The sequence below is a fragment of the Streptomyces sp. YIM 121038 genome (assembly GCF_006088715.1).
In the GTDB taxonomy this organism is placed as follows: Bacteria; Actinomycetota; Actinomycetes; order Streptomycetales; family Streptomycetaceae; genus Streptomyces.
In genome coordinates, this window is record NZ_CP030771.1 from 4,593,567 (window position 1) to 4,615,468 (window position 21,902).

The 21,902-nt window shown below is 72.1% G+C and carries 25 protein-coding genes; 10 read left to right on the forward strand and 15 right to left on the reverse strand.

Annotated features, from left to right (window positions below; translation table 11 throughout):
* Positions 1 to 211 precede the first annotated feature (211 nt).
* Together C9F11_RS19245 and C9F11_RS19250 are read right to left on the reverse strand one after the other, a co-directional pair.
* A complete protein-coding gene (locus C9F11_RS19245) occupies positions 212 to 940 on the reverse strand; it encodes an HAD-IA family hydrolase (RefSeq protein WP_249401790.1) in 729 nt (242 codons plus the stop codon).
* The gene (locus tag C9F11_RS19250) at positions 941 to 1,846 is read right to left on the reverse strand and encodes a GntR family transcriptional regulator (protein WP_138966703.1); all 906 of its coding nucleotides are present in this window, start codon (positions 1,844 to 1,846) and stop codon (positions 941 to 943) included.
* 125 nt (positions 1,847 to 1,971) lie between these two features.
* On the opposite strand from C9F11_RS19250, the gene C9F11_RS19255 reads away from it, so the two are divergent.
* Positions 1,972 to 2,160, forward strand: coding sequence for a hypothetical protein (locus tag C9F11_RS19255; protein ID WP_138960462.1), 189 nt, complete (start codon positions 1,972 to 1,974; stop codon positions 2,158 to 2,160).
* A 6-nt stretch (positions 2,161 to 2,166) separates the two neighbouring features.
* Here C9F11_RS19255 and C9F11_RS19260 read toward each other — a convergent pair whose 3' ends face one another.
* The 3 genes from C9F11_RS19260 to C9F11_RS19270 all read right to left on the reverse strand — a co-directional run bounded on the left by C9F11_RS19260 (position 2,167) and on the right by C9F11_RS19270 (position 5,737).
* Positions 2,167 to 3,030 (reverse strand): GntR family transcriptional regulator, encoded by an 864-nt coding sequence (locus C9F11_RS19260; RefSeq protein ID WP_138966705.1) that lies wholly within the window; start codon positions 3,028 to 3,030, stop codon positions 2,167 to 2,169.
* 1,033 nt (positions 3,031 to 4,063) lie between these two features.
* Complete coding sequence (locus C9F11_RS19265) at positions 4,064 to 5,032, reverse strand: asparaginase (RefSeq protein WP_138960463.1); 969 nt, start codon at positions 5,030 to 5,032, stop codon at positions 4,064 to 4,066.
* A gap of 120 nt (positions 5,033 to 5,152) precedes the next feature.
* Positions 5,153 to 5,737, reverse strand: coding sequence for an ABC transporter substrate-binding protein (locus C9F11_RS19270; protein ID WP_138966708.1), 585 nt, complete (start codon positions 5,735 to 5,737; stop codon positions 5,153 to 5,155).
* Positions 5,738 to 5,972: 235 nt separating this feature from the next.
* On the opposite strand from C9F11_RS19270, the gene dtd reads away from it, so the two are divergent.
* Positions 5,973 to 6,398: a D-aminoacyl-tRNA deacylase gene (gene dtd / locus C9F11_RS19275; RefSeq protein ID WP_138960464.1), complete on the forward strand. Its 426-nt coding sequence runs from the start codon at positions 5,973 to 5,975 to the stop codon at positions 6,396 to 6,398.
* A 43-nt stretch (positions 6,399 to 6,441) separates the two neighbouring features.
* Here the strand turns inward: dtd and C9F11_RS19280 are convergent, their stop codons facing one another.
* From C9F11_RS19280 to C9F11_RS19290, 3 genes are read right to left on the reverse strand one after another with little or no spacing between them, the layout of a single operon-like run.
* Complete coding sequence (locus C9F11_RS19280; protein WP_138960465.1) at positions 6,442 to 7,407, reverse strand: folate-binding protein YgfZ; 966 nt, start codon at positions 7,405 to 7,407, stop codon at positions 6,442 to 6,444.
* Positions 7,408 to 7,441: 34 nt separating this feature from the next.
* Positions 7,442 to 7,966, reverse strand: coding sequence for a transcriptional repressor (locus C9F11_RS19285; RefSeq protein WP_249401791.1), 525 nt, complete (start codon positions 7,964 to 7,966; stop codon positions 7,442 to 7,444).
* Positions 7,967 to 7,983: 17 nt separating this feature from the next.
* Entirely contained in the window at positions 7,984 to 8,571 is a 588-nt protein-coding gene (locus C9F11_RS19290; protein WP_138960466.1) for an FABP family protein, read from the reverse strand.
* Between the two features lie 245 nt (positions 8,572 to 8,816).
* Between C9F11_RS19290 and C9F11_RS19300 the strand changes: the two genes are divergently transcribed.
* Entirely contained in the window at positions 8,817 to 9,074 is a 258-nt protein-coding gene (locus C9F11_RS19300) for a DUF3099 domain-containing protein (RefSeq protein ID WP_138960467.1), read from the forward strand.
* A gap of 196 nt (positions 9,075 to 9,270) precedes the next feature.
* Here the strand turns inward: C9F11_RS19300 and C9F11_RS19305 are convergent, their stop codons facing one another.
* The 6 genes from C9F11_RS19305 to C9F11_RS19330 form a co-directional block, all read right to left on the reverse strand.
* On the reverse strand, positions 9,271 to 9,558 hold the full coding sequence (locus C9F11_RS19305; protein WP_138960468.1) for a DUF1416 domain-containing protein: 288 nt from the start codon (positions 9,556 to 9,558) through the stop codon (positions 9,271 to 9,273).
* Between the two features lie 38 nt (positions 9,559 to 9,596).
* Positions 9,597 to 10,442, reverse strand: a complete 846-nt coding sequence (locus C9F11_RS19310; RefSeq protein ID WP_138960469.1) for a sulfurtransferase — start codon at positions 10,440 to 10,442, stop codon at positions 9,597 to 9,599.
* A 455-nt stretch (positions 10,443 to 10,897) separates the two neighbouring features.
* Complete coding sequence (locus tag C9F11_RS19315; RefSeq protein ID WP_138960470.1) at positions 10,898 to 11,650, reverse strand: DUF2993 domain-containing protein; 753 nt, start codon at positions 11,648 to 11,650, stop codon at positions 10,898 to 10,900.
* Between the two features lie 146 nt (positions 11,651 to 11,796).
* The gene (locus C9F11_RS19320) at positions 11,797 to 13,113 is read right to left on the reverse strand and encodes a hypothetical protein (RefSeq protein ID WP_171075788.1); all 1,317 of its coding nucleotides are present in this window, start codon (positions 13,111 to 13,113) and stop codon (positions 11,797 to 11,799) included.
* Entirely contained in the window at positions 13,110 to 13,364 is a 255-nt protein-coding gene (locus C9F11_RS19325) for a MoaD/ThiS family protein (protein ID WP_138960471.1), read from the reverse strand. The genes C9F11_RS19320 and C9F11_RS19325 overlap by 4 nt, the downstream gene beginning before the upstream one ends.
* A 20-nt stretch (positions 13,365 to 13,384) precedes the next feature.
* Entirely contained in the window at positions 13,385 to 14,230 is an 846-nt protein-coding gene (locus C9F11_RS19330; protein ID WP_138960472.1) for an alpha/beta fold hydrolase, read from the reverse strand.
* A gap of 320 nt (positions 14,231 to 14,550) precedes the next feature.
* On the opposite strand from C9F11_RS19330, the gene C9F11_RS19335 reads away from it, so the two are divergent.
* Together C9F11_RS19335 and C9F11_RS19340 are read left to right on the forward strand one after the other, a co-directional pair.
* Positions 14,551 to 15,354: a response regulator transcription factor gene (locus C9F11_RS19335; RefSeq protein ID WP_138960473.1), complete on the forward strand. Its 804-nt coding sequence runs from the start codon at positions 14,551 to 14,553 to the stop codon at positions 15,352 to 15,354.
* A gap of 23 nt (positions 15,355 to 15,377) precedes the next feature.
* Entirely contained in the window at positions 15,378 to 16,403 is a 1,026-nt protein-coding gene (locus C9F11_RS19340) for a LacI family DNA-binding transcriptional regulator (RefSeq protein WP_138960474.1), read from the forward strand.
* 63 nt (positions 16,404 to 16,466) lie between these two features.
* Here C9F11_RS19340 and C9F11_RS19345 read toward each other — a convergent pair whose 3' ends face one another.
* Positions 16,467 to 16,721, reverse strand: a complete 255-nt coding sequence (locus tag C9F11_RS19345; RefSeq protein WP_138960475.1) for a CopG family transcriptional regulator — start codon at positions 16,719 to 16,721, stop codon at positions 16,467 to 16,469.
* A gap of 536 nt (positions 16,722 to 17,257) precedes the next feature.
* On the opposite strand from C9F11_RS19345, the gene C9F11_RS19350 reads away from it, so the two are divergent.
* From C9F11_RS19350 to C9F11_RS19375, 5 genes are all read left to right on the forward strand, one after another.
* Entirely contained in the window at positions 17,258 to 17,578 is a 321-nt protein-coding gene (locus C9F11_RS19350; RefSeq protein WP_138960476.1) for a hypothetical protein, read from the forward strand.
* Positions 17,579 to 17,782: 204 nt separating this feature from the next.
* Positions 17,783 to 18,211 carry a hypothetical protein gene (locus C9F11_RS19355; RefSeq protein WP_138960477.1) on the forward strand — a complete coding sequence of 143 codons (429 nt, stop codon included), beginning with the start codon at positions 17,783 to 17,785 and terminating at the stop codon, positions 18,209 to 18,211.
* A gap of 116 nt (positions 18,212 to 18,327) precedes the next feature.
* Complete coding sequence (locus tag C9F11_RS19360; RefSeq protein WP_138960478.1) at positions 18,328 to 19,362, forward strand: trypsin-like peptidase domain-containing protein; 1,035 nt, start codon at positions 18,328 to 18,330, stop codon at positions 19,360 to 19,362.
* Positions 19,363 to 19,595: 233 nt separating this feature from the next.
* Positions 19,596 to 20,336 (forward strand): response regulator transcription factor, encoded by a 741-nt coding sequence (locus C9F11_RS19370; RefSeq protein WP_138960480.1) that lies wholly within the window; start codon positions 19,596 to 19,598, stop codon positions 20,334 to 20,336.
* Positions 20,333 to 21,766, forward strand: coding sequence for a HAMP domain-containing sensor histidine kinase (locus tag C9F11_RS19375; protein ID WP_138960481.1), 1,434 nt, complete (start codon positions 20,333 to 20,335; stop codon positions 21,764 to 21,766). The genes C9F11_RS19370 and C9F11_RS19375 overlap by 4 nt, the downstream gene beginning before the upstream one ends.
* The last annotated feature ends 136 nt before the right edge of the window (positions 21,767 to 21,902 follow it).

Below are 21,902 nucleotides of genomic sequence, written 5' to 3' on the forward strand. Positions count from 1 at the left end.
GACGAATGAGAGGAGCGGAGCAAAAGTACCCCCTGAGCCTCGGCCTCCGACGCCTCAACTCCACAGAGTTGAAACGTTTTAGCGCTGAGCCGGGGTGAACGGCCGCGCGTCAGGTCGACGGGACGGGAATACCGGGGCGAAAAGGGCGAACAAACCTGCGGAGGGCCGTGTGTGCGGGACACCAACTGCCGCACCCGTACCGCACAGTTGGTCACCCCGCGGCCCCGATCGACCGCACCACCGAGAGCACCGGCTCCAGCGAGGTGACGATGCGGTCGGCGCCGACCCCGCGCAGGAGGCCCTCCTTGCGGGCGTCGCGCGCGTACCCGAGGAAGTGCACCCCCGCGGCCCTGGCGGCGAGGAAGTCCGACGGGGTGTCGCCGATCATGAGCGTGCCCGCCGGGTCGGCGCCCATCGCGCTCAGGGCCCGCCGCACGCAGTGCGGGTCCGGTTTGAGCAGCCGCAGGTCCTGGGTGCGGCCGTATATGTGCGGCGCGAAGCAGTCGAGCAGACCGCGCCCGTCGAGGTAACGGATGGCGGCCCGGGGCGAGTTGTTCGTGGTGATGGCGAGCCGGACGCCGACGGCCGACCAGGTGCGGATCAGCGCGTCGGCGTACGGCGTCGGCCAGGCCGAGCCGACCGCCGTCAGCTCCTCGTGCGTGAGCCGCTCCTCCAGCTCGACGACGAGGTCGCTGCCGGGCCTGCGGCGGTCGACGGCACGCAGCACGACCTGCGGATCGGGGTCGTCGCGCACCCCGTTGGTGAGCAGGCCGTGCAGCCCCCGCCCCTCCAGCCAGCGGACCTGCTCACGGGCCACCCCGACCGCCGAGTGCCGGGCGAACAGGCGGCAGATGGGGCCGTCGAAGTCGAAGAGCACGAAACGGGCGAGCTCGATCAGCTTCCGCAGGCCCTCGGTCGGATCAGTCGCTTCAGAAGTCACCTAAGAGAGTGTTAGGTCCGACGTGATCGTTTCCCAGAGTGCGTCGAACCACTTCTGAGATTCCCCCACGAAGCCGGAGTCGCGCGGGTTGGCGCCGTCGGTGAAGGAGAACAGCGGCGTCTTGAGGCCGCCCGCGTCCCACATCTCCACCGTCTCGCCGCCGTCCACGTCCAGCTCCACCCGCTCGCGCTCCAGCGTGTAGTACGCGAGGAGCGCCTCGTGCCCGTTGAGTACGTAGAGCTTCACCGGCGAGGTGAACGGCAGGGCCCGGAAGGCGACGCGGACGTCGATGCCGTGCGGCTCGTTGCGCAGCGTGAGGAGGTTGTGGCGCAGGACCTGCCCCTGCGCGTTGCGCTGCGCGAGCCAGCGCTGGTGCAGCCGCTCCCGGCTCTCGCGCTCCGCCTGCACCGGCACCGGGAAGGCCAGCTCGATGTCGCTGCTCGGCAGCAGGATGCGCACGTCGATGGAGCTCGGGCGCAGCAGGCCCGCGTGGATCTGCCGGATCGGCTCGGTGAGGGCGTTCATCAGGGTCTCCGCCGTGAACGAGACCGCGTCCACGCGCACGTGCGGCTGTTTGAACGCCTCCACCAGGCGCGGGGCCAGCCCGACCATGGACGGCTGCGGCTCCGGCGTCGCGGAGACGGCCGGCTCGGCCGGGGCCGCGACCCGGGGCGGGCTGCCCTTGGTGACGTGATTGATCAGACCGTCGCGGTGCAGGCCGTGCAGGGCCTGGCGTACGGTGCCGCGTTCCACGCCGAACTCCTCGGCGAGCCGGGCCTGGGTGGGCAGGCGGTCGCCGGGTTTGAGGGTGCCGGTGCGGATGCGGTCACGCAGGGCGTCGGCGATGTCCTGGGGCGAGGGCTTGCTCCTGCCGGTCAAAGCACCGTTCTCCTTGGTCACGACCAGACGATACAACTACCCACCATCTTTGGGGAGTTGGGCGCAAAGTTGTTTATGAATGCCTACCAAGTGGGGACAACTTCAATGAGTTGGTTGCCAACTCTTTCGAGATGGCAGAAGGGGGAACCACCATGCCCGCCATAGCTCTCCTCGCAGCCGTGTTCGCCGTCGTCGTCGAGCAGCTCGTGCAGTGGAAGTACGGAACCCTCGGCATCGTCGGGCTGCTCCTGCTGACCGTGGGCGTCAAGGCGCGGAACACCACGTGCAGCTCCCTGGGCGCGCTCGTCCTCGCCCTGCTGGTGACCGGGCCCGCCCTGTAGGCGGGGCTAGGGACCTGGGTTCAGCCTCAGGTCCCTGCTGATCGTGTTCCACAGGGCGTCGAACCACAGGTGGGACTGTTCCACGAAGGTGGTGTCCCGCAGCCCGTCCCCCTGCTGGAAGGGGAAGAGCATCGACTGCGTGCCCTGCGCGTCCCACATCTCCAGATACTCCTGGCCGATCTCCTCACCGCGCTTGGTGAGGGTGTAGTACGCGAACAGCGCCTCGGAGCCGTTGAGCAGATAGAGCTTCACCGGCGGGGTGAACGGCAGGGCCCGGAACTCCACTTGTACGTCGATGCCGTGCGTGCCGCGCAGGGTGAGCAGGTTGTGGCGCAGGACCTGCCCCTGCGCGTTGCGCTGGTCGAGCCAGCGGCGGTGCACGGGGCCGTCCGAGTCCCCGCCCCCCACCGGCGCCGGGAAGGCGAGGTCGATGTCGCGGCTCGGCAGCAGCACGCGGACGCGGATCTTGGCCGGTTTCAGCCGTCCGGCGTGGATCTGCCGGAGCGGTTCGCCGATCGCCATCGTCAGCGAGATGGACGTCAGACACAGCGCGTCGATCTCCACGTGCGGCGCCTGGAACGCGGCGGCTATGCGCGGCGCGAGCCCGACCATCGTGGGCTGCGGGCGCACCGCGTCGCGGCTCGGCGCGGCCGGGGTCGCGACCGTGGCGGGGCTGCCCTTGGACACATTGGCCAGCAGCTGTTCGCCCTGCAGGATGCGGAGGGCCTGGCGCACCGCGCCGCGCTCCACGCCGAACTCGGACGCGAGCTCCGCCTGGGTGGGCATCCGCTGGCCCGGCCGCAGCAGGCCCGACCTGATCCGGGACCGCAGCTCGTCCGCCACGTCCCGGTGCGAGCGGTGCGGCGGCATGCCCGGCCTTTTCCGATCGTTGACGGAGGCTTGGTCCGTGCTCACAACCAAACCGTACAACTTCCCGCCATCTTTGGGGAGTTGTACGGTAGGTGGTTATAGGACGCGCCAGGGCGGAGATAAGTCCAGTGGAGTTGGTAGCCAACTCGGGCGAACATGGTCGGAACCGTGGAAGGGTTGGCTGCCAGCTCCGCTCCCAGGTCGGGCTGACCGGGCTCTCATCCGGAGGGGAGCCGGGAGTTCGGTCAGCCGTTGAGCGGGGCGGGGGTGCCCCAGGCCGTGGGGGCGGCGGCACATGGGGCCCGCCGCCCCCACGGCAACCCGGCCCCCACGGGGCCTGACGCCCCTTCGCCCCTGCCCACCCGCCGCTCCCCGGCCTTGCCGGGGCCCCGCCGCTGCCGCGGCGGTCTCTCCCCCACCCGCCCACCCGGCGCTCCCCGGCCTTGCGGGGCAGAACCCCGACGCGTGGCGCTGCGGCTCCGTTTCCTCCCACCCGCCCACCCGTCACACCGCGGCTTCGTCAGCCCGGCCCCGACGCGTGGCGCTGCGGCCCGGCGGTCGCCGCCACCGCTACCGCGGCGGTTTCCTCCCACCCGCCCACCCATTGCTCCAGCGCTTCGCCGGGCGGGCCCCTACCCGGGGGCGGTACAGCCAGGTGGGGGCGGGTGGGTGGGACCACCCCGGCGCGGGACGCCACGCGGGCATGGGCGCCCCCGCCCCCCGCTGTGGGCAATCGTCCCGCAGGGCGAGTGGGGCATCCCCTGCTCGAGCGAAGCCGAGAGCTTGGGGACGGGTGGGCACAGCGCCAAGGTGCCGCGCGACGGTTGAACCAGGCCCCCGCCCCGGGCAAGGCACCGCGCAGCCGTCACACCAGGCCCCAGCCCGGGCAAGGCACCGCCCAGGCAGGCACCGTCACACCAGGCCCCGCCCCGGCCAAGGCACCGCCCACGCACGCCCCGGCACGGGCAGGCCAGGGCCAGGCACCGGCAGGGCGAGACACCGGCAGGGCCAGGGCCAGGCAAGGCTGCGGCCCCTAGAAGGCCGCCCTGATCTCGCCCACCGGCACCCCGCCGCCGTGCAGAGGGGCCTCCGCAAGGCGGGCCAGGACGGGGGCCTCGACGCCCGCCAGGGCGAGGGCACGGGCGAGGACCGGCCCCAGCACCCTCGTACCGCCGTCGTCGATCTTGAAGGCCAGCGCCCGCCCGTCCGCGAGGGCCACGGCCTGCACCGCCTCGGCGCCCATCTTGGACAGCGTCCCGGGCACCTCCCGCATGAGCCACGTGTCCGGCCGCCGCGTCCCGGCCACGTACTCCGGGTGCGCCCGCATCGCGTCGGCCACGCGCCGCTCGGCCGTACCGGGCGCGGCCAGGACGAAGTGCCGGTAGGCGCGGGCGAGCCCCGTCAGGGAGATCGCCATCAGCGGCGCCCCGCACCCGTCCGTGCCGACGGCCGCGACCCGCTCCCCCGCCGCCTCCTCGATCACGTCGTGCGTGAGGCGCTGGAGCGGATGCGCGGGGTCCAGATAGGTCTCCCTGTCCCAGCCGTTCAGGTCGCACACCGCGAGCATCGCCGTGTGCTTGCCGGAACAGTTCATGGTGACCCGGTCCCGCACGGCCCCCGCCGCCAGGTACGTCTCGGCCTCGACGGGGTCGAGCGGCAGGTCGGGCGGGCACTGGAGCGCGGCGGCGGTCAGCCCGTGCTCGGCGAGCATCTTCCGCACCAGATCCCGGTGGAACGTTTCGCCGGAGTGGCTGGCGGCCGCGAGCGCGAGCCGCTCCCCCGCCAGGTCGAGCCCGGCCCGCAGCACCGCCGCGGCCTGCATCGGCTTGTTCGTGGAGCGCGGGAACACGGGCGCCGCGACGTCCCCGAGCGCCAGCTCGACCTCGCCGTCCGCCCCGAGCAGCACGAGGCTGCCCCGATGGCGGCCCTCGACGAAGCCGGAACGTACGACTTCGGCGAGGACCGGCGGTATGACGGGGGTGGCGGCGGACGTCGGGGTCATCTTCGGCTCCGTGGTGCGGGTGGTGCGACGGACCAGCCGCGCCCGGCGGGGCCCGGGGCCGCGGACACGGCCGGGATCAGGGGGATCGCCGGTCGCTCCGGGCCGCCGGAGCCGAAGGGGTCAGGCGAGCAGGTCGTCTACTTGTGCTTCGCCTTCACGGTACCTGCGGGCGATCTCCGCACTGCAATCGTCGGTGGTCCGCTGCATCTCCTGGCGCCGCCGCGACACCTGCTGCTCGTACCGCACGAGCCGGCCCATGGCCGTGTGCAGCTCGTCGTCCGTGCGGGCGGCGAGGTCGGAGAGCGCGACCTCGGCGAGCATGTCGGCGGCGAGCCGCCGGTACTCCTCGCTGTGCGGCGTCCCGAGCGTCACGTGCCGGGCCGAGGCGCGGCGGCGGGCCGGGCCGTCCGTGAGGATCTCCGGGAGCCGGTCCACGACGAGGCCCGCCGTCCCGTCGCCGCCCGGAACTCCGGGGACACCGTCCTGGGTCGCTCCCGCGCGCGTCCGCGCACGGCGCGCGGTCTCGGCGCGCAGGATGTCGATGCGCCCCTGGAGCAGCCGTCGTACGTAGCTCAGATCGGCCTCGTCCTGCTGTGCGGCCCGGCGCAGCTCGCGCAGCTCCGGCAGGCGCAGCGCGGCCAGGTCGTGGGCGGGCGCCTCGGGCAGGACGGGGCTGTCGGTGCGCTGCACGGGCGGGCGCGGCACGGGTGCCCCGCCGAAGCCCCCGCCCGTGGCGCTGGCCTGCCTCGCCCTGGGTGCGCTGGGCGTACTGGGTGTGCTCATGTGGCTCTACCGTCCCCTCAGCCGGCGCGGTACACCGCGTGTGAGCATGGTGCCACCCCGCGTGGCCACTCTGTGACCGAGTGCCCCCAATCGGCCCCGGATGGGGGGTTCCGGACCGGCGCACGGACGGCGCGCACGGGCAGGGCATGATGGCCGCATGCGTGCGGTGGTGCAGAGGGTGGACGGCGCGAGCGTCGTCGTGGACGGCGAGACGGTCGGCGAGATCACGGGCGAGGGCCTGTGCGTGCTCGTCGGGGTCACGCATGACGACACCGAGGAGAAGGCCGCGCAGCTGGCCCGCAAACTGTGGTCGCTGCGCATGCTCCACGGCGAGAAGTCCTGCTCGGACGTCGACGCGCCGCTCCTGGTGATCAGCCAGTTCACCCTGTACGGCGACGCCCGCAAGGGCCGCAGGCCCACGTGGAACGCGGCCGCGCCCGGGGACGTGGCGGAGCCCCTGGTCGACGAGGTCGTCGCCCGGCTGCGGGCCCTGGGCGCGACCGTCGCCACGGGCCGCTTCGGCGCCTCCATGCGCGTGGGTCTGACGAACGACGGGCCGTTCACGGTGCTGCTGGAGATGTGAGCCGCCGCTCCCCCGCGGTGCGCCCCGGCCCCGGGCCGGAGGGCTACGGCTCGACCACGGTCTCCTGGGCCGCGGCGGTGGTGCCCGCCATCAGCTCCGCGTCCACGGGCACGTTCCGCTTCACCAGGGCCAGGGCGATCGGGCCCAGCTCGTGGTGGCGTACGGACGTGGTGATGAACCCGAGCTTGCGGCCGTCGGGGCCGTCCGCGGCGAGGTGGAGGGGCGTGCCGTGCGTCGGCAGGTGCACCTCGCTGCCGTCCAGGTGCAGGAAGACCAGGCGGCGCGGCGGCTTGCCCAGGTTCTGCACGCGGGCGACGGTCTCCTGCCCCCGGTAGCAGCCCTTCTGGAGGTGCACGGCGGTGCCGATCCAGCCCAGCTCGTGCGGGATGGTGCGGTGGTCGGTCTCGAAGGCGAGCCGGGGCAGGTGGTGCTCGACCCGCAGCGCCTCGTGGGCGAGGAGCCCGGCGGCGGGGCCGTGGGTCTCGGCGAAGGCGGGCAGGTCGGCGCGCGGCAGGAAGACGTCGCGGCCGTGGGCGGTCTCGCGTACGGCGACGCCGTCGGGCAGGGCGGCGATCGACCCGGCGGGCAGGTGCACGACGGCGAAGTCCTCGGTGCGGTCGGCGACTTCGACGCGGTAGAAGAACTTCATGCTCTCCAGGTACGCGATGAGCGCGTCCTGGGTGCCGGGCTCGACGTGCGCCCACATCGTCTCGCCGTCGTCGACGAGGTAGAGGGCGTGCTCGATGTGCCCGTTGGCGGAGAGGATCAGCGCCTCGGTGGCCCGGCCCGCCGGGAGGTCGCTGACGTGCTGGGTGAGGAGCAGGTGCAGCCAGCTCAGCCGGTCGGTGCCGGTCACGGTGACCACGCCGCGGTGCGAGAGGTCGACGAATCCGGTGCCGTCGGCGAGGGCGCGCTGCTCACGGAACAGGTCGCCGTAGTGGGCGGCGACGCCTTCGTCCACGCCCTCGGCGGGGACGGCGCCGGGCAGGGACAGCAGGGGGCTCTTCATGTTCACAAAGACTACGACTCGCGGAGCCCCGTGTTTATTTCTCCCCCGGGCCCTTGCCACCGGTCTTCGCCGTGGCCGCGCCCGTGGCCGCGACGGGGTCCTCGGGGTCCTCGGCGGGGCCGGCCGTCGCGCACGTACCGCACCGGCCGAAGATCGCGAAGTGCTTCAGGTCCGTTTCGAAGCCGAACGTCGCGCGCAGCTTCTCGGTGAAGTCCGCGGCGACGTCGAGGTCGGCCTCGATGACCGTCGTGCAGTCCCGGCACACCAGGTGGATGTGGTCGTGGCGGTCCGCGAGGTGGTAGGTGGGCGCGCCGTGCCCGAGGTGGGCGTGGGAGACGAGCCCCAGCTCCTCCAGGAGCTCCAGGGTGCGGTAGACGGTGGAGATGTTGATCCCCGACGCCGTCCTGCGGACCTCGCAGAGGATGTCGTCGGGGGTCGCGTGCTCAAGGGCGTCGACGGCCTCCAGGACGAGCTGGCGCTGCGGCGTCAGGCGGTATCCGCGCTGCCGCAGGTCGCTCTTCCAGTCCGTCGCCGTGCCGTCCGGGTCGGTGGTCACCACACCCCTGAGTGTAGGGACTACTTGAAGAAGGCGATGCCGTCGTCGGGCAGGTCGCCCAGGTTGCGGGCCATCTCGGCGACCTCTTCGGGGGAGACGACCTTCTTGAGCTGGGCCGACATATAGGGGCGCAGCGGCACCTCGGGGGTCTGCTTCTCGCCGACCCACATCAGGTCGCTCTTCACATAGCCGTACAGGCGCTTGCCGCCGCTGTACGGGCCGGAGGCCGCGGTGCGGGCGACGGCGTCGGTGGCCAGGTCGATCTGCGGCTTCTGGTCGGCGAGCTCGCCGTACCAGACCTCGACGACGCCGTCCTGGCGGACCATGACGACCTCGACCTTGCGGGGGCCTTTGCCGCCTTCGGCGGAGACGCGCCAGAAGCCGGACTCGGACTCCAGGGGCTCGGTCTTCTTGCCCTCGGCGTCGAGCACCCACGTGTGCGAGTGGTACTCGAGGAAGTCCCGCCCGTCGTGCGTGAAGGTGACCTCCTGGCCGAAGTTCGCCTTGGCGGAGCCGGGGAAGTCGGTGACGCCCGCGCCTTCCCAGGTGCCGAGGAGCCAGACGAGGGGGACGAGGTCGGGGTGCAGGTCGGACGGAATCTGGATCATGGGTTGCTCAGGAGTCTCTCGTGGGGGTCCCGGACGGGGGTCAGCGCTGGCCCTGGTACAGCTTCTTCACTGCCAGACCGGTGAAGGCGAGAACGCCGACGCAGACCAGGACAAGGAGTGCGGAGAAGAAGGCCTCAAGCACGGGGTGCTCCTCGGTGAGCTGTGGTGAGCGGTAACAGAGCCAGGCTCCACTGTAGTGGGGACGCGCGGCCGCTTCTCGGCGAGGTCCGCCGTACGCTGGACGTATGTACGCGCGTCGGCGTCATGTGTACTTCGCCATGATGGGCACGTGCCTCGCCCTGTTCGTCCTGGCCTGGGGCGTCGTGCGGCTCTGGTCGGTCCCGGTCGCGGTCGGGATGTGCGTGGTGGCGATGGTGATCCCCCCGCTCGCGGCCATGGTCGCGAACCGCCGGGGCCCCGACGACCGCTGGTGGGACGACCCGTCCGGGGACCCCAAGTCGGACGAGTGGTGGGACGAGCTCGACGGCAGACGTAGACCCTGACGGGCGCACACGACGCGGACGGGCCGGAAGCCGCCGCAAGCGGCACATTCCAGCCCGTCGAGGGGGTACCCCCTGCTCCTTAAGAGCTTGGGGGAGTTTGAGGACGAGGCGCGAAGCGCCGATGAACCCCCGCACGGCTGAGGGCCGCACCCCCTGGCGTCCAACCCCTGGGTGCGGCCCCCGGCCGGGAACGGGCTCAGACGGCGATGGCCACCTCGGCGAGCCCGCCCTTCTGGGCGACGACCGTGCGGTCGGCACTGCCGCCGGGCACCAGGGCCCGTACCGTCCACGTGCCCTCGGCGGCGTAGAAGCGGAACTGACCGGTCGCCGAGGTCGGCACCTCGGCGGTGAACTCGCCGGTCGAGTCCAGCAGCCGGACGTAGCCGGTCACCGGCTCGCCGTCGCGGGTCACCTGGCCCTGGATGGTGGTCTCACCGGACTTCGCCGTCGAGGCGTCGGGGCCGCCGGCCTTGGCTCCACACATGACGTACTCCTAGGAATGAAGGGGGAAGGGGCGGCGGACTACTTGTTGGCGCCGAGCTCGATCGGCACGCCGACGAGGGAGCCGTACTCGGTCCAGGAGCCGTCGTAGTTCTTGACGTTCTCGACGCCGAGCAGCTCGTGCAGCACGAACCAGGTCAGGGCCGAGCGCTCACCGATGCGGCAGTAGGCGATGGTGTCCGTGGCCAGGTCGACCTGCTCGTCGGCGTAGAGGGCGCGCAGCTCGTCGTCCGACTTGAAGGTGCCGTCGTCGTTGGCGTTCTTCGACCACGGGATGTTGCGGGCGCTGGGCACGTGGCCGGGGCGCTGCGACTGCTCCTGGGGCAGGTGGGCCGGGGCGAGCAGCTTGCCGGAGAACTCGTCGGGCGAGCGCACGTCGACCAGGTTCTGCGAGCCGATCGCGGCGACGACGTCGTCGCGGAAGGCGCGGATCGAGGAGTCCTGGGGCTTGGCCTTGTACGACGTCTCGGCGCGCTGCGGCACCTGGGAGCCGTCGACCAGGTCGCGGGAGTCCAGCTCCCACTTCTTGCGGCCGCCGTCGAGGAGGCGCACGTCCTGGTGGCCGTAGAGCTTGAAGTACCAGAAGGCGTAGGACGCGAACCAGTTGTTGTTGCCGCCGTAGAGCACGACGGTGGAGTCGTTCGCGATGCCCTTGGCGGAGAGGAGCTTCTCGAAGCCCTCCTGGTCGATGAAGTCGCGGCGGACCGGGTCCTGGAGGTCCTTGGTCCAGTCGATCCGGATCGCGTTCTTGATGTGGTTCTTGTCGTACGCCGAGGTGTCCTCGTCCACCTCGACGAGGACGACCTTCGGGTCGTCGATGTGGGCCTCGACCCAGTCGGCGTCTACCAGGACGTCGCTGCGGCTCATGCGTTTCTCCTCCGGAGCAGGTGCGGCGAAGCTGAACGGTGAGGTGCGGGTACGCGAATGCGGGGAGGCACGGGCGCACCGCACGGGATGGCCCTGACGGCGGTCAACGGGCCGGGGGAATACGGGAGTCGGGCATCCCGCTCAGAGAGCGCGACAGAGCATGGCGGCGACGCGGCACAGGTCCACTGCCCGCCGCTTCGTGAGATCCGCCTGTCGGTGCATGGGTCCGATCGTAGGGACGCCGACACGGCCGTGTCACCGCAATGTCGGATGGTGAGACGATTTCGTCCAGCATGTGACCGGAGTGCTGCTTTCCGGCCGTCGGCGGGGGCGCGCCGCCCCGTTCCCGCGGGAGGGGTGCGGGTCCGCCATCTGAAGGGCGGACACCTTCGTCTCGTACTACGGACAGCGCCCGTGGCGAAACCGGCGCGCCGGAGGAATCCGGAGGACGCGGTTCAGGACACCAGGTTCACGTTCTCGCCCTTGACCGCCACGTCCACCCCGTCCGGTGCGGCCTGCACCGTGTCGAGCTGGATGCCGCCCGGCAGGTCCGAGACCTTCTCCTGGAAGTCGGTGACGTCGCGGACCAGGCCCTCGGGCAGCGGCACGCTGACGCCGAGCACGTTCAGCTTGTCCGGGATCTTGTCGGCGTGCACGCGGATGGTGTCGCCCTCGACGCTGACCGTGCTGAGCACGTCCACGGGCTCGGGCAGCTTCGTGCCGCCCTTGCTGACCTCGACCGAGACCTTGATCTTGCCGTCGCCGCCGTCGGAGAGGCCCACGACCTCGCCCTTCGCGCCGAGCGGCAGCTCGACCGGCTCGGCCTTCGCGGCCTTGAGGAGCTCGTCGTAGGAGATCCGGGCGACCCCCGCGGCCCGGTCGGCGGTGGCGGAGCTGTAGTCGCTGGAGAAGTCGACGCCGTGCATGGTGGCGCTGAGGTCGGCGACGCGGATGGTGTCGCCGTCGGACTTGGCGTCGTAGTCCTTCATCGTGATCTCGACGTCGTCGAGCTTGCCGCCGATGACCTGGGTCAGGAACGGGAAGCCCTTGATCGACACGTCCGGCGTGCTGCTGAGCCCCTCCTGCGCCTTGATCTTGTCGGCCGCCTCGCTCTCCGCGTACGAGACCGCGAAGCGGTCGGCCGCGACGAAGAGGCCGCCGAGGACCACGACGACGATCAGGAGTATGCGTATCGCGCGCTTGCTCATGCCTGGATTCCCGTTCCCCCGCCTCAGAGTCAGTTGCCGCGAGCCTAAAGGACAGGTCCCCGGCCCGAGTGGCGGGGCGGGGACCTGTCGAACAGCTGTGACGATCGCCTCGTATCCGTTCGAGACGGCCGGGCGAGGGCCGCGGATCAGCCGATGGCACGCCCCAGGAGGTACACCGCGGGCGCCGCGGCGGCCAGCGGCAGCGCGACCCCCGCGGTGAAGTGGACGAACCGCGACGGGTAGTCGTAGCTGGCCACCCGGTGCCCCACGAGCGCGCAGACACCGGCGGCGAGGCCGAGCAGCGCGCCCTTCGAACCGAAGTCCGTGGGCCCGCCCACCGCGATGCCCGCACCGGCCGCCGCGAGCAGCGCCACGACCACGGACGCCGGGGTGGGCAGCGGCAGCGCGCGGGCGAGCACGGCCGCAGCGACCGCGATGCCGCCGACGGTCGCCGCCTCGTGCACGGCGGCCAGGTGCCCGGCCGCGATGATCGTGAGCGCGCTGGAGGCGACGGTCGCCATCAGGCCGTACATCCGCTCGTCGGCACCGGCGTGGCTGCGCAGCTGGAGCACGAGGACGAGCAGCACCCAGACGCCGAGGGTGCCGAGGATCGCGGCCGGGGCGTTGCCCTCGCCGGTGGCGAGCAGCGCGGCGTCGGCGACGAGCCCGCCGAGGAACGCCAGCGCGATGCCCTGCCGGGCGGGCCACATGCCGTTCAGCCGGAACCATCCGGCGGCGGTCACGGCCTGGAGGAGCACCAGCGGTACGAGCAGCGCGTACTGCCCCATCGCCGCGCCCCCGGCAAGGAGCAGCCCGAGCACCGCCGTGAGCGCGGCGGGCTGCATCCCCGGCTCGATGATCGGCGACCGCCCCTCGGCCCGCGCCCGCTGGGCATCGGTGACCCGAGCGTTCCCGGTAACGGTGGCGGGCCCGTAGGAGGGCCCGGCCTCGGGCCCGGCCTCGGGCTCCGCCGCTTCCTCTGTGAGCGGTTGGTACCCGCCCACCCCTTCTGTGGGCGGCTGGTCCGCCCAGGGGGCGAGTGGGGTCTCCCCTGCTCGAGCGGAGCCGAGAGCTTGGGGATGGGCGGGCACAGCGTGGGCGCCCTGATCCGGGTACGAGGGCTGGGCGTAGGCGGCCTCGGGAGCCGGGGCCCACTGGTCGGCGGACTGCTGCGGCAGGTACGCGGTCTCGGTCACGTCGGCGACAGGCATCGGCACGGGCTGGACCTGCGTCTCCCAGGTCTGCCCCTGCCACTGCTGGGTGTAGTCCTGGTGGTGGTCCTGCTGCCCCGCGTAAGGGTCCTGGTACCCCCACTGCTGCTGGTACTGGCCATCGCCGTGCGGCGACTGCGGCTGCGGCTGCGCCACCTGCTGCTGGTACGGGTCATAGGGGTCGTACCCCTGCTGCCCCGGCTGCGCCTGGTACGGGTCGTACCCCTGGTGCGGCTGGTCGCTCAACGTCATCCTCCTGCGAACGGCGGGAGCACCTCGACCGTGCCGCCCTCGGCCAGACGTACCGTCTCATGGGCGCGCGTGCCCACGGGGTCGCCGTCGATGAGGAACGAGCAGCGGAGCAGGACGCGCTCCAGTTCCCCGGGGTGTCGCGCGCGGGCCGCGCTCAGCGCGTCGGCCAGCGTGGCCTCCGCGTACGGCTCCTCGGCAAGGCCCGCGGCCGCCTTCGCCGCGGCCCAGTACCGGATCGTTCCAGCTGCCATGGTGCCCCTCCTGCCACTCGTCACTCGGCGGTTGCCGACGTCCATGATGCCGTGGCCCAGTCGGCCACCCGCCCCAGGAGCGCGTCGTCCGCCGCGTGCTCCGCGTGGCCCATGCCCGCTTCCAGCCACAGCTCGGCCGCGCCGGCAGCGGCGGCGGCCAGCATCCGCGGATGGTCGACGGGGAAGTACGGGTCCCGGTCGCCGTGGACGATCAGGAGCGGGGTCGGCGCGAGCAGCGGCACGGCCTCCGTCGGCGACAGGGGCACCGGGTCCCATTCGCGCGGATGGATGCGGGTGCGCAGGCCGACGCGGCTCACGGCCCGGCCCGCGGGCCGGGTGACCAGCCAGTGCAGCCGCCGCATGGGCGCCGTGCCCCGGTAGAACCAACGGGCCGGAGCACTGACCGCCACGACGGCGTCAACCCGCGCTTCCGTGCGCCCCCCGTGCAACGCCGCGTGGCGCAGGACCACGGAGCCGCCCATGGAGAAACCGACGGTCACCACGCGCGTGTGCCCGAGCGAGCGCGCCCAGGCGACGGCCGCCGCCACGTCGAGCACCTCGCGGTCGCCGACCGTGGACCGTCCCGCGGAGGCCCCGTGCCCCCGGAAGGAGAACGTGACCACGGCCGCACGCTGCGCGAACACCCGCGCCGCCCGCCGCACGTGCGGCCGCTCCCGGTCCCCCGTGAAGCCATGCGCGACCACGATCGCGGGCCCGCCGACCGGGCCGGGACCCGGGTCGTACGCGGCATCGAGACGTACCCCGTCCGCCGTACGGAGCGTGGTACGCAGCGTTGCGCTCCGCTGAACGCGAGTGATCGGGGGCACAGAAGATCGCGCCGTCTGACCTGCCGGACCGGAACTCATGTGGGCTATTCTGCTGCGCAGAGGATCCGGGCAACGCAGCCCCCGGGTCCTTTCGTGCTTTCCGGGCCGGTCGCACGGGCCGCGCGGAACGCCGTCGGTAAACGTAGCCTCAAGACCGGCGAGCACGGACGCCTCCCCGGGCGCGGGAGGTGTAGCAACGTACGAAGCAGTGCCCCCACGTCCTCGCACGGGACCCGAGGAGGAACCGACGTAATGGGCGAGCGAAACGTGCACGGCGACCGGCAGGTCCGGCCGGCCCCCCAGGCAGGAGAGGGGTCCCCCCTGTTCGAGCGCAGCCGAGAACTCGGGGGCGGGTCGCGATGAGTTCTCTGCTGCTCCTGACCAACGCCCTCCAGCCGTCGACGGAGGTGCTCCCCGCCCTCGGTCTGCTCCTGCACAACGTGCGGGTGGCCCCCGCCGAGGGCCCGGCCCTCGTGGACACCCCCGGCGCCGACGTCATCCTCGTCGACGGGCGCCGCGACCTGCCACAGGTCCGCAGTCTGTGTCAGCTCCTGCGCTCCACCGGACCCGGCTGTCCGCTGCTCCTCGTCGTGACGGAGGGCGGCCTCGCCGCCGTCACCGCGGACTGGGGCATCGACGACGTCCTCCTGGACACCGCGGGCCCGGCCGAGGTCGAGGCGCGCCTGCGCCTGGCCATGGGCCGCAAGGAGATCACCGCCGACGACTCCCCCATGGAGATCCGCAACGGCGACCTGTCCGTGGACGAGGCGACGTACAGCGCGAAGCTGAAGGGCCGGGTCCTCGACCTGACCTTCAAGGAGTTCGAGCTGATCAAGTACCTCGCGCAGCACCCCGGCCGGGTCTTCACCCGCGCCCAGCTGCTCCAGGAGGTCTGGGGCTACGACTACTTCGGCGGCACCCGCACGGTCGACGTGCACGTACGCCGGCTGCGGGCGAAGCTCGGCGTCGAGCACGAGTCGCTCATCGGCACCGTGCGCAACGTGGGCTACCGATTCGTCGTCCCGGAGAAGCCGGAGCGGGCGGAGAAGGCCGAGAAGACCGAGAGCAAGCGGACGCCCCCTTCGTCCGCTTCGTCACGGCAGCCGTCCGCGGCCGTGTCCCGGACGCCCGAGGAAGCGGCCGCACGCCCTGCTCAGGGCTGACTCCATCCGCGTAGACTGCGCGCGTGGCCAAGGTGACGCGGGACGATGTGGCGCGACTGGCGGGTACTTCGACCGCGGTCGTGAGCTACGTCATCAACAACGGACCCCGGCCGGTCGCCCCGGCCACGCGCGAGCGTGTCCTCGCCGCGATCAAGGAGCTGGGCTACCGCCCGGACCGGGTCGCCCAGGCCATGGCGTCCCGCCGCACGGACCTCATAGGCATGATCGTGCCGGACGCGCGCCAGCCGTTCTTCGCGGAGATGACGCACGCGGTGGAGCAGGCGGCGTCCGAGCGCGGAAAGATGGTCCTGGTCGGCAACTCCGACTACGTGGAAGAGCGCGAGACCCACTATCTGCGGGCCTTCCTCGGCATGCGGGTCTCCGGTCTGATCCTGGTCAGCCACGGTCTGACGGACCAGGCGGCGGCCGAGATCGACGCGTGGGACGCGCGCGTGGTCCTGCTGCACGAGCGGCCCGAGGCCATCGACGACGTGGCCGTGGTCACGGATGACGTGGGCGGTGCCCAGCTCGCCACCCGGCACCTCCTGGAGCACGGACACGAGTACGTGGCCTGCGTGGGCGGCACGGCGGCGACGCCCACGGTCGGCGACCCGGTCTCCGACCACGTCGAGGGCTGGCGACGGGCGATGCGCGAGGCGGGCCGGCCGACCGAGGGCCGCCTCTTCGAAGCGCCGTACAACCGCTACGACGCGTACCAGCTGGCGCTTGGCTTCCTGGGCGGTCCCGACCGCCCCACCGCGATCTTCTGCTCCACCGACGACCAGGCCATCGGCGTCCTGCGGGCCGCGCGCGAGCTGCGGATCGACGTACCCGGAGAGCTGGCCGTCGCCGGATTCGACGACGTGAAGGAGGCGGCGCTCACCGATCCGCCCCTCACGACGGTCGCCTCCGACCGTCCCGCGATGGCCCGCGCGGCCGTCGATCTGGTCCTCGACGACGGGCTGCGGGTCGCGGGATCGCGGCGGGAGCGGCTGAAGGTCTTCCCGTCGCGCCTGGTGGTGCGCCGCTCCTGCGGCTGCGACGGCTGACCGGAGCCCGGCCGCGGCCACGGGTGGGTGGCCGGTCAGGGGAGCGGGCGCCGGGATCGCGGGTCAGACCAGCCAGAGCTGGCGGACCGACTTGCCGTCACGGGACTTGAGCAGGACCTCATTGCCGCCTGCCGACTCCCGCTCCACGAGATCAAGGAGCGCCACGGCTCGGCGGATGGTCTCGGTGATCGAGATGCCCTTCTGCTCCTTGTACCAGCGGAGCTTGGCCGCTGTCTCCGCGTTGATGTTCACGCTGAGGCGGGTGATTTGAGTGTCTGCCCCCGTGGTGGGCGTCTCGGTCGTGTTTTCAGCAGGCATGCCAGTTCCCCTCAGAACCTCAGTAGGCAGATGTCACGGAGCTCCGGACACGCGGACGCCGGGCAGCTCCGTCCAGGGCCTTCCCTGAATGCTCCCCGAGCGATCGCAAGCATCCGGCGCAACCCCGGTGCCGCAGATGTGGGCGCTCCCTCTCACGGGTCTGCGCCGGCGCATCCCCCTGCGCCAGAAACCCAGGTCAGCGCGCGCCGACACCGGCGGATCCGCCGGTGCACGAGCCGGGTCTCATGAGGTCGGTAACCGACCGGTCAAACGACCCATGGCTTGCTCCTCCCAGCCGTGCTCGTCGGAACGTGTGCAATCCATGGTGCCCTCCCGCACACCTCGTGTCAAGCAAATCCGTACCCGATGCGCGTTGAGTACACTCCTAGCGTGTATCAAATCCACATCAGATGTGCTTCGAATGTTGAAAAAGATCACATGCAGTGTGGTAACCTCGCTCAGGTGAAGCTTGGGGGTCCTGAGCTGTGGCACGGCCCCCTCGCCCACAGGGCGATCACCGGAGGGGGCACCACGGGATGAATGAGCCGACACCTGCGCACGGGGCGCGCAGGCAGGCCCGGCAAGCGACCGTGCAGTTCTGCTGCGCGACGAAGGTGGGCCACCTTACGCCCTACCGCGAATGGCACAACGAGCAGCAGCTCACCGAGGTGCCCGAACTCCCCATGCCCTTCGGGGAGTTCATCGAGGCCGACGACGAAGACCCCGGCCTCGCGGGCGAAGTGCTCCTACGCGAGGATGAACCGCCCCTGCCGGACGGCGAGATCTGCCGCATCGGCCCTCCCCTCCCGGTGGAACCCTGCTGTGCCGGGGAGCAGGGGTGCCCCGTACACGAGTAACGAGACGGCGGGCGGTGCCGGCGGTGGACCCCGCCGCCGGCGCCGCTGCCGACCTGGAGGACGAGCAACCGTTGACGGACGCACCGACGTGGCGGCCGGGACCGCCGCTCCCCCGCACCCCGGAGTCACCGCCGGAGCCGCCTTCCCGCGCCCCCGAGTTACCGCCGGAGCCGCTCCCCCGCACACCGGAGGCGGGAGGGTGCCGTGACGACCGGACCCGGTGACGACCTGACCGAGACCGAGCCGCCCTCCCCGGACGGGCTCGACCTCGGCTTCCTGCGCGACCACGTCCAGCCCGGCGGCACCGGCACCGCCCCCGCCCCCGAAGCCGCGCCGCCCGCCCTCGTCGAGGACCTGCCGCCCTCCCCGGCCGGCCTCGACACCGAGCACTGGCTCAAGATCAGCAAACAGCGGCACATGAACGAGACCCGGCGCGTGCTCGCCCTGGGGCTCTTCTGGCTCGTCTGCGTCCTGGCGGTGGTCCCCAGCCTCGCCCTGGTCTTCGGCCACTGGACGCACTTCAAGGCCGACAACTACCGCGAGATGAGCCTCGTCTTCACCCCCGTGGTGGCCCTGGCCAGCGCGGCCTTCGGCTTCTTCTTCGCGAGCGACGAGCGCAACCGCGACCTGTGACGCCCGGCCCGCGCCCCCATCGGGCGCGCGGCCTTTATGTCGGGCAAACGGGGTTCTGCCGGGCTTCTCAGGACGTGCTCAGAGGGCTCTCATCTACGGCCGTGATGCTCAGGTGCATGACCGAGAGCTTCCGCCACAGCGGCGAGTACCACCAGGAGCAGGCCTCCCCTGGGCACCACGGCGGTACGCAGGGCGCGTACCCGCCCCCGCCCGCCTACGAGCCGGAGCCCGCCGGGCCGCCCGCGGCCGCGCACCGGCGCCGCGCCAAGGGGCCCGCCGCCCTGCTCGCCGCGGTCGCCCTCGCCGCCGCGGCCGTCGGCGGCGGCACCGCCTACGCCGTCCAGACCCTCACCGGCGACAACGGCGGCACCGGCGCGAAGAACATCAACGGCACCAGCGTCTCCGCGGGCAGCAAGGGCAGCGTCTCCGGCGTCGCCGCCGCCGTGACGCCGAGCACCGTCGAGATCAACGCCAGCGGCAACGCGGGCAAGTCCACCGGCTCCGGCGTGATCATCACCTCCGACGGCGAGATCATCACCAACAACCACGTCGTCTCCGGCGCCACCTCGATCACCGTGCGGACCAGCGACGGCAAGACGTACCGGGCCAAGACGGTGGGCACCGACAGCAAGAAGGACCTCGCGCTCATCAAGCTGGAGGGCGCCTCGGGCCTGAAGGCCGCGAGCCTCGGCGACTCCGACAAGGTGCAGGTCGGCGACGAGGTCGTCGCGATCGGCTCGCCCGAGGGGCTGACCGGGACCGTCACCAGCGGCATCGTCTCCGCGCTCGACCGGGACGTGACCGTGTCCGCGGACCCCGGCAAGGGCGGCGGCCAGGAGCAGCAGGGGCCCGGCGAGGGCTGGCCCTTCGAGTTCGGCGGCCAGGAGTTCAACGGCGACACGGGGTCGTCGAAGACGACGTACAAGGCGCTGCAGACCGACGCCTCGCTCAACCCCGGGAACTCGGGGGGTGCCCTCATCGACATGAACGGGAACATCATCGGGATCAACTCCGCGATGTACGCGCCCAGTTCGGGCAGCGGTGGGGCCGGTGGTTCCGGTGGCTCCGGCAGCGTCGGGCTCGGCTTCGCCATTCCCGTCAACACGGTGAAGGCGGACCTGGCGAAGCTGCGGTCCGGGGCGGACGGCTGAGCCCTCGCGGGCAGCGCCCCTGACCCGCCCCTTCCCGAACAAGGGGGCTCCGCCCCCTTGGACCCCCGACAACGGCGCTGTATTCCAGCCCCTCCGGCGTTTGAGGAGCGGGGGTCTGGGGGCGGAGCCCCCAGGAAGCGGGAAGGGGCGGGTCCGGGGCGCTGCCCGCGCGGGCCGTGCGACGCTGATACCGGCCCCGACCGCCCCGTACACCCCGAGGAAGACGAACACCCATGAGCCCCGCCGAAGGCGACCCGCAGCGGATCCTGATCGTGGACGACGAGCCCGCCGTACGCGAGGCGCTCCAGCGCAGCCTCGCCTTCGAGGGCTACGGCACCGAGGTCGCCGTGGACGGAGCCGACGCCCTGGAGAAGGCGGCCGCGTACCGCCCCGACCTCGTCGTGCTCGACATCCAGATGCCCCGCATGGACGGCCTGACGGCCGCCCGCAGGCTCCGCGCCACCGGCTCCACCACGCCGATCCTGATGCTCACCGCCCGCGACACGGTCGGCGACCGCGTCTCCGGCCTGGACGCCGGGGCGGACGACTACCTGGTCAAGCCCTTCGAGCTGGACGAGCTCTTCGCCCGCATCCGCGCCCTGCTGCGGCGCAGCTCGTACGCGGCCGCGGCCGGGCAGGCGACGGAGAGCGACGTCCTCTCCTTCGCCGATCTGCGGATGGACCTCGCCACGCGCGAGGTGACGCGCGGCGCGCGCACCGTGGAGCTGACCCGCACGGAGTTCACGCTCCTGGAGATGTTCCTCGCGCACCCCCGCCAGGTGCTCACCCGGGAGCAGATCCTGAAGGCGGTGTGGGGCTTCGACTTCGAGCCGTCGTCCAACTCCCTCGACGTGTACGTCATGTACCTGCGCCGCAAGACCGAGGGCGGCGGCGAGCCGCGCCTGGTGCACACGGTGCGGGGCGTGGGGTACGTACTGCGCGCGGACGGCGCGGGGACCGGCGGCCGCGAGTGAGGGGCCTGGCGAGGCGGCTGAAGGCGCTGCCGCTGCGCTCGCGGCTCGCGCTGCTCGTGACGGCGGCGGTGGCGCTCGCGGTCGCCGCGGCGGCGGTGGCGTGCTGGTTCGTCGTGCGCAACGTGCTGGTCAGCTCGCTGGACGACGCGTTGAGCGAGCGCCGCAGCACCTCGCTCGACGACTCGGTGCGCTCCCTGATCGACAACAACACCGGACGGTGCGGGCGGGCGACCATCGGACGGCCCAACTCTCCGGACCTGTACCAGCAGATCATCCAGGTCGTCGACCAGGACGGCAACGGCTGCATCGTCCTGGGCCGGCCGAGCATCACGCTGGAGCTCAAGAAGTCGGACACCCAGGTCGCGCTGCGCGAGCGTGACGAGTCCTTCCACGACGCCACCACCTCGGACGGCAAGAAGTACCGCGTCTACACCTACCCGATGCCCGGACAGCCCCTGGCGGTCTCCATCGCCCGCCCCCTCAACGAGGTCCAGGACACCCTGAGCAACCTCGTGCTCGTGCTGTCCCTGGTGGCGGGCGTGGGCGTCGTCGGTGCGGGTGCCGCGGGGCTGTGGGTCGCGCGTACCGGCCTGCGTCCGGTGGACGAGCTGACGGCCGCCGTGGAGCACGTGGCCCGTACCGAGGACCTGGGTCTGCGCATCCCGACGGACGGGGCCAGCGACGACGAGATCGCCCGGCTCTCCCGGTCGTTCAACGCGATGACGTCGGCCCTCGCGTCCTCCCGCGACCTCCAGCAGCAGCTGATCGCCGACGCGGGGCACGAGCTGCGCACGCCGCTCACGTCGCTGCGTACGAACATCGAGCTCCTGGCCCGCAGCGAGGAGACCGGCCGCGCCATCCCGCCCGACGACCGCAAGGCGCTGCTCGCGTCGGTGACGGCGCAGATGACGGAGCTCGCCTCGCTCATCGGCGACCTCCAGGAGCTGTCGCGCCCGGACGCGGCGGGCGAGAGCAAGGTGCAGGTCGTCGCCCTGCACGAGGTCGTGGACACGGCGTTGCGGCGGGCCCGGCTGCGCGGCCCGGAGCTGGCCTTCGAGGCGGACCTCACGCCGTGGTACGTCCGCGCGGAGCCGCCCGCCCTGGAGCGGGCCATCGTGAACGTCCTGGACAACGCGGTGAAGTTCGGCCCCGCGGGCACGGCCATCGAGGTCGCCCTGAAGCAGGGCGTCCTGACCGTGCGGGACCACGGCCCCGGCATTCCGCCGGACGAACTGCCCTACGTCTTCGACCGCTTCTGGCGCTCCCCCACCGCCCGCAGCCTGCCCGGCTCCGGCCTCGGCCTGTCCATCGTGGCCCGCACGGTCCGCCAGGCGGGCGGCGAGGTGACCCTGGGCCCGGCGCCCACCACGGGCACGGTGGCGACCATCACGCTCCCCGGCGCGCCCACGCCCCCGCCTGCCGCGCCCTGACGCCCGCACGGACATTCTGACGAGACGCTACGTCTTGCCCTAGCGCCGCGCGGGCGTTAGGGTGGGATCGTTGTCGAGACGGGACGTATCGTCTTAGTTCTTGCTCGGCCCTCGATCTGTCGTCCACGAAAGAAGC

Excerpts from the sequence above, each read along its gene's own strand:
- C9F11_RS19310 (WP_138960469.1), bottom strand. The coding sequence starts at position 10,442 with ATGAGCCGCAGCGACGTCCTGGTAGACGCCGACTGGGTCGAGGCCCAC.
- C9F11_RS19345 (WP_138960475.1), bottom strand. The coding sequence starts at position 16,721 with ATGCCTGCTGAAAACACGACCGAGACGCCCACCACGGGGGCAGACACT.
- C9F11_RS19370 (WP_138960480.1), top strand. The coding sequence starts at position 19,596 with ATGAGCCCCGCCGAAGGCGACCCGCAGCGGATCCTGATCGTGGACGAC.
- C9F11_RS19325 (WP_138960471.1), bottom strand. The coding sequence starts at position 13,364 with ATGGCAGCTGGAACGATCCGGTACTGGGCCGCGGCGAAGGCGGCCGCG.
- C9F11_RS19315 (WP_138960470.1), bottom strand. The coding sequence starts at position 11,650 with ATGAGCAAGCGCGCGATACGCATACTCCTGATCGTCGTCGTGGTCCTC.
- C9F11_RS19280 (WP_138960465.1), bottom strand. The coding sequence starts at position 7,407 with ATGAAGAGCCCCCTGCTGTCCCTGCCCGGCGCCGTCCCCGCCGAGGGC.
- C9F11_RS19350 (WP_138960476.1), top strand. The coding sequence starts at position 17,258 with ATGAATGAGCCGACACCTGCGCACGGGGCGCGCAGGCAGGCCCGGCAA.
- C9F11_RS19290 (WP_138960466.1), bottom strand. The coding sequence starts at position 8,571 with ATGATCCAGATTCCGTCCGACCTGCACCCCGACCTCGTCCCCCTCGTC.
- C9F11_RS19335 (WP_138960473.1), top strand. The coding sequence starts at position 14,551 with ATGAGTTCTCTGCTGCTCCTGACCAACGCCCTCCAGCCGTCGACGGAG.
- C9F11_RS19260 (WP_138966705.1), bottom strand. The coding sequence starts at position 3,030 with ATGCCGCCGCACCGCTCGCACCGGGACGTGGCGGACGAGCTGCGGTCC.
- dtd (WP_138960464.1), top strand. The coding sequence starts at position 5,973 with ATGCGTGCGGTGGTGCAGAGGGTGGACGGCGCGAGCGTCGTCGTGGAC.
- C9F11_RS19360 (WP_138960478.1), top strand. The coding sequence starts at position 18,328 with ATGACCGAGAGCTTCCGCCACAGCGGCGAGTACCACCAGGAGCAGGCC.
- C9F11_RS19305 (WP_138960468.1), bottom strand. The coding sequence starts at position 9,558 with ATGTGTGGAGCCAAGGCCGGCGGCCCCGACGCCTCGACGGCGAAGTCC.
- C9F11_RS19300 (WP_138960467.1), top strand. The coding sequence starts at position 8,817 with ATGTACGCGCGTCGGCGTCATGTGTACTTCGCCATGATGGGCACGTGC.
- C9F11_RS19255 (WP_138960462.1), top strand. The coding sequence starts at position 1,972 with ATGCCCGCCATAGCTCTCCTCGCAGCCGTGTTCGCCGTCGTCGTCGAG.
- C9F11_RS19265 (WP_138960463.1), bottom strand. The coding sequence starts at position 5,032 with ATGACCCCGACGTCCGCCGCCACCCCCGTCATACCGCCGGTCCTCGCC.
- C9F11_RS19320 (WP_171075788.1), bottom strand. The coding sequence starts at position 13,113 with ATGACGTTGAGCGACCAGCCGCACCAGGGGTACGACCCGTACCAGGCG.
- C9F11_RS19330 (WP_138960472.1), bottom strand. The coding sequence starts at position 14,230 with ATGAGTTCCGGTCCGGCAGGTCAGACGGCGCGATCTTCTGTGCCCCCG.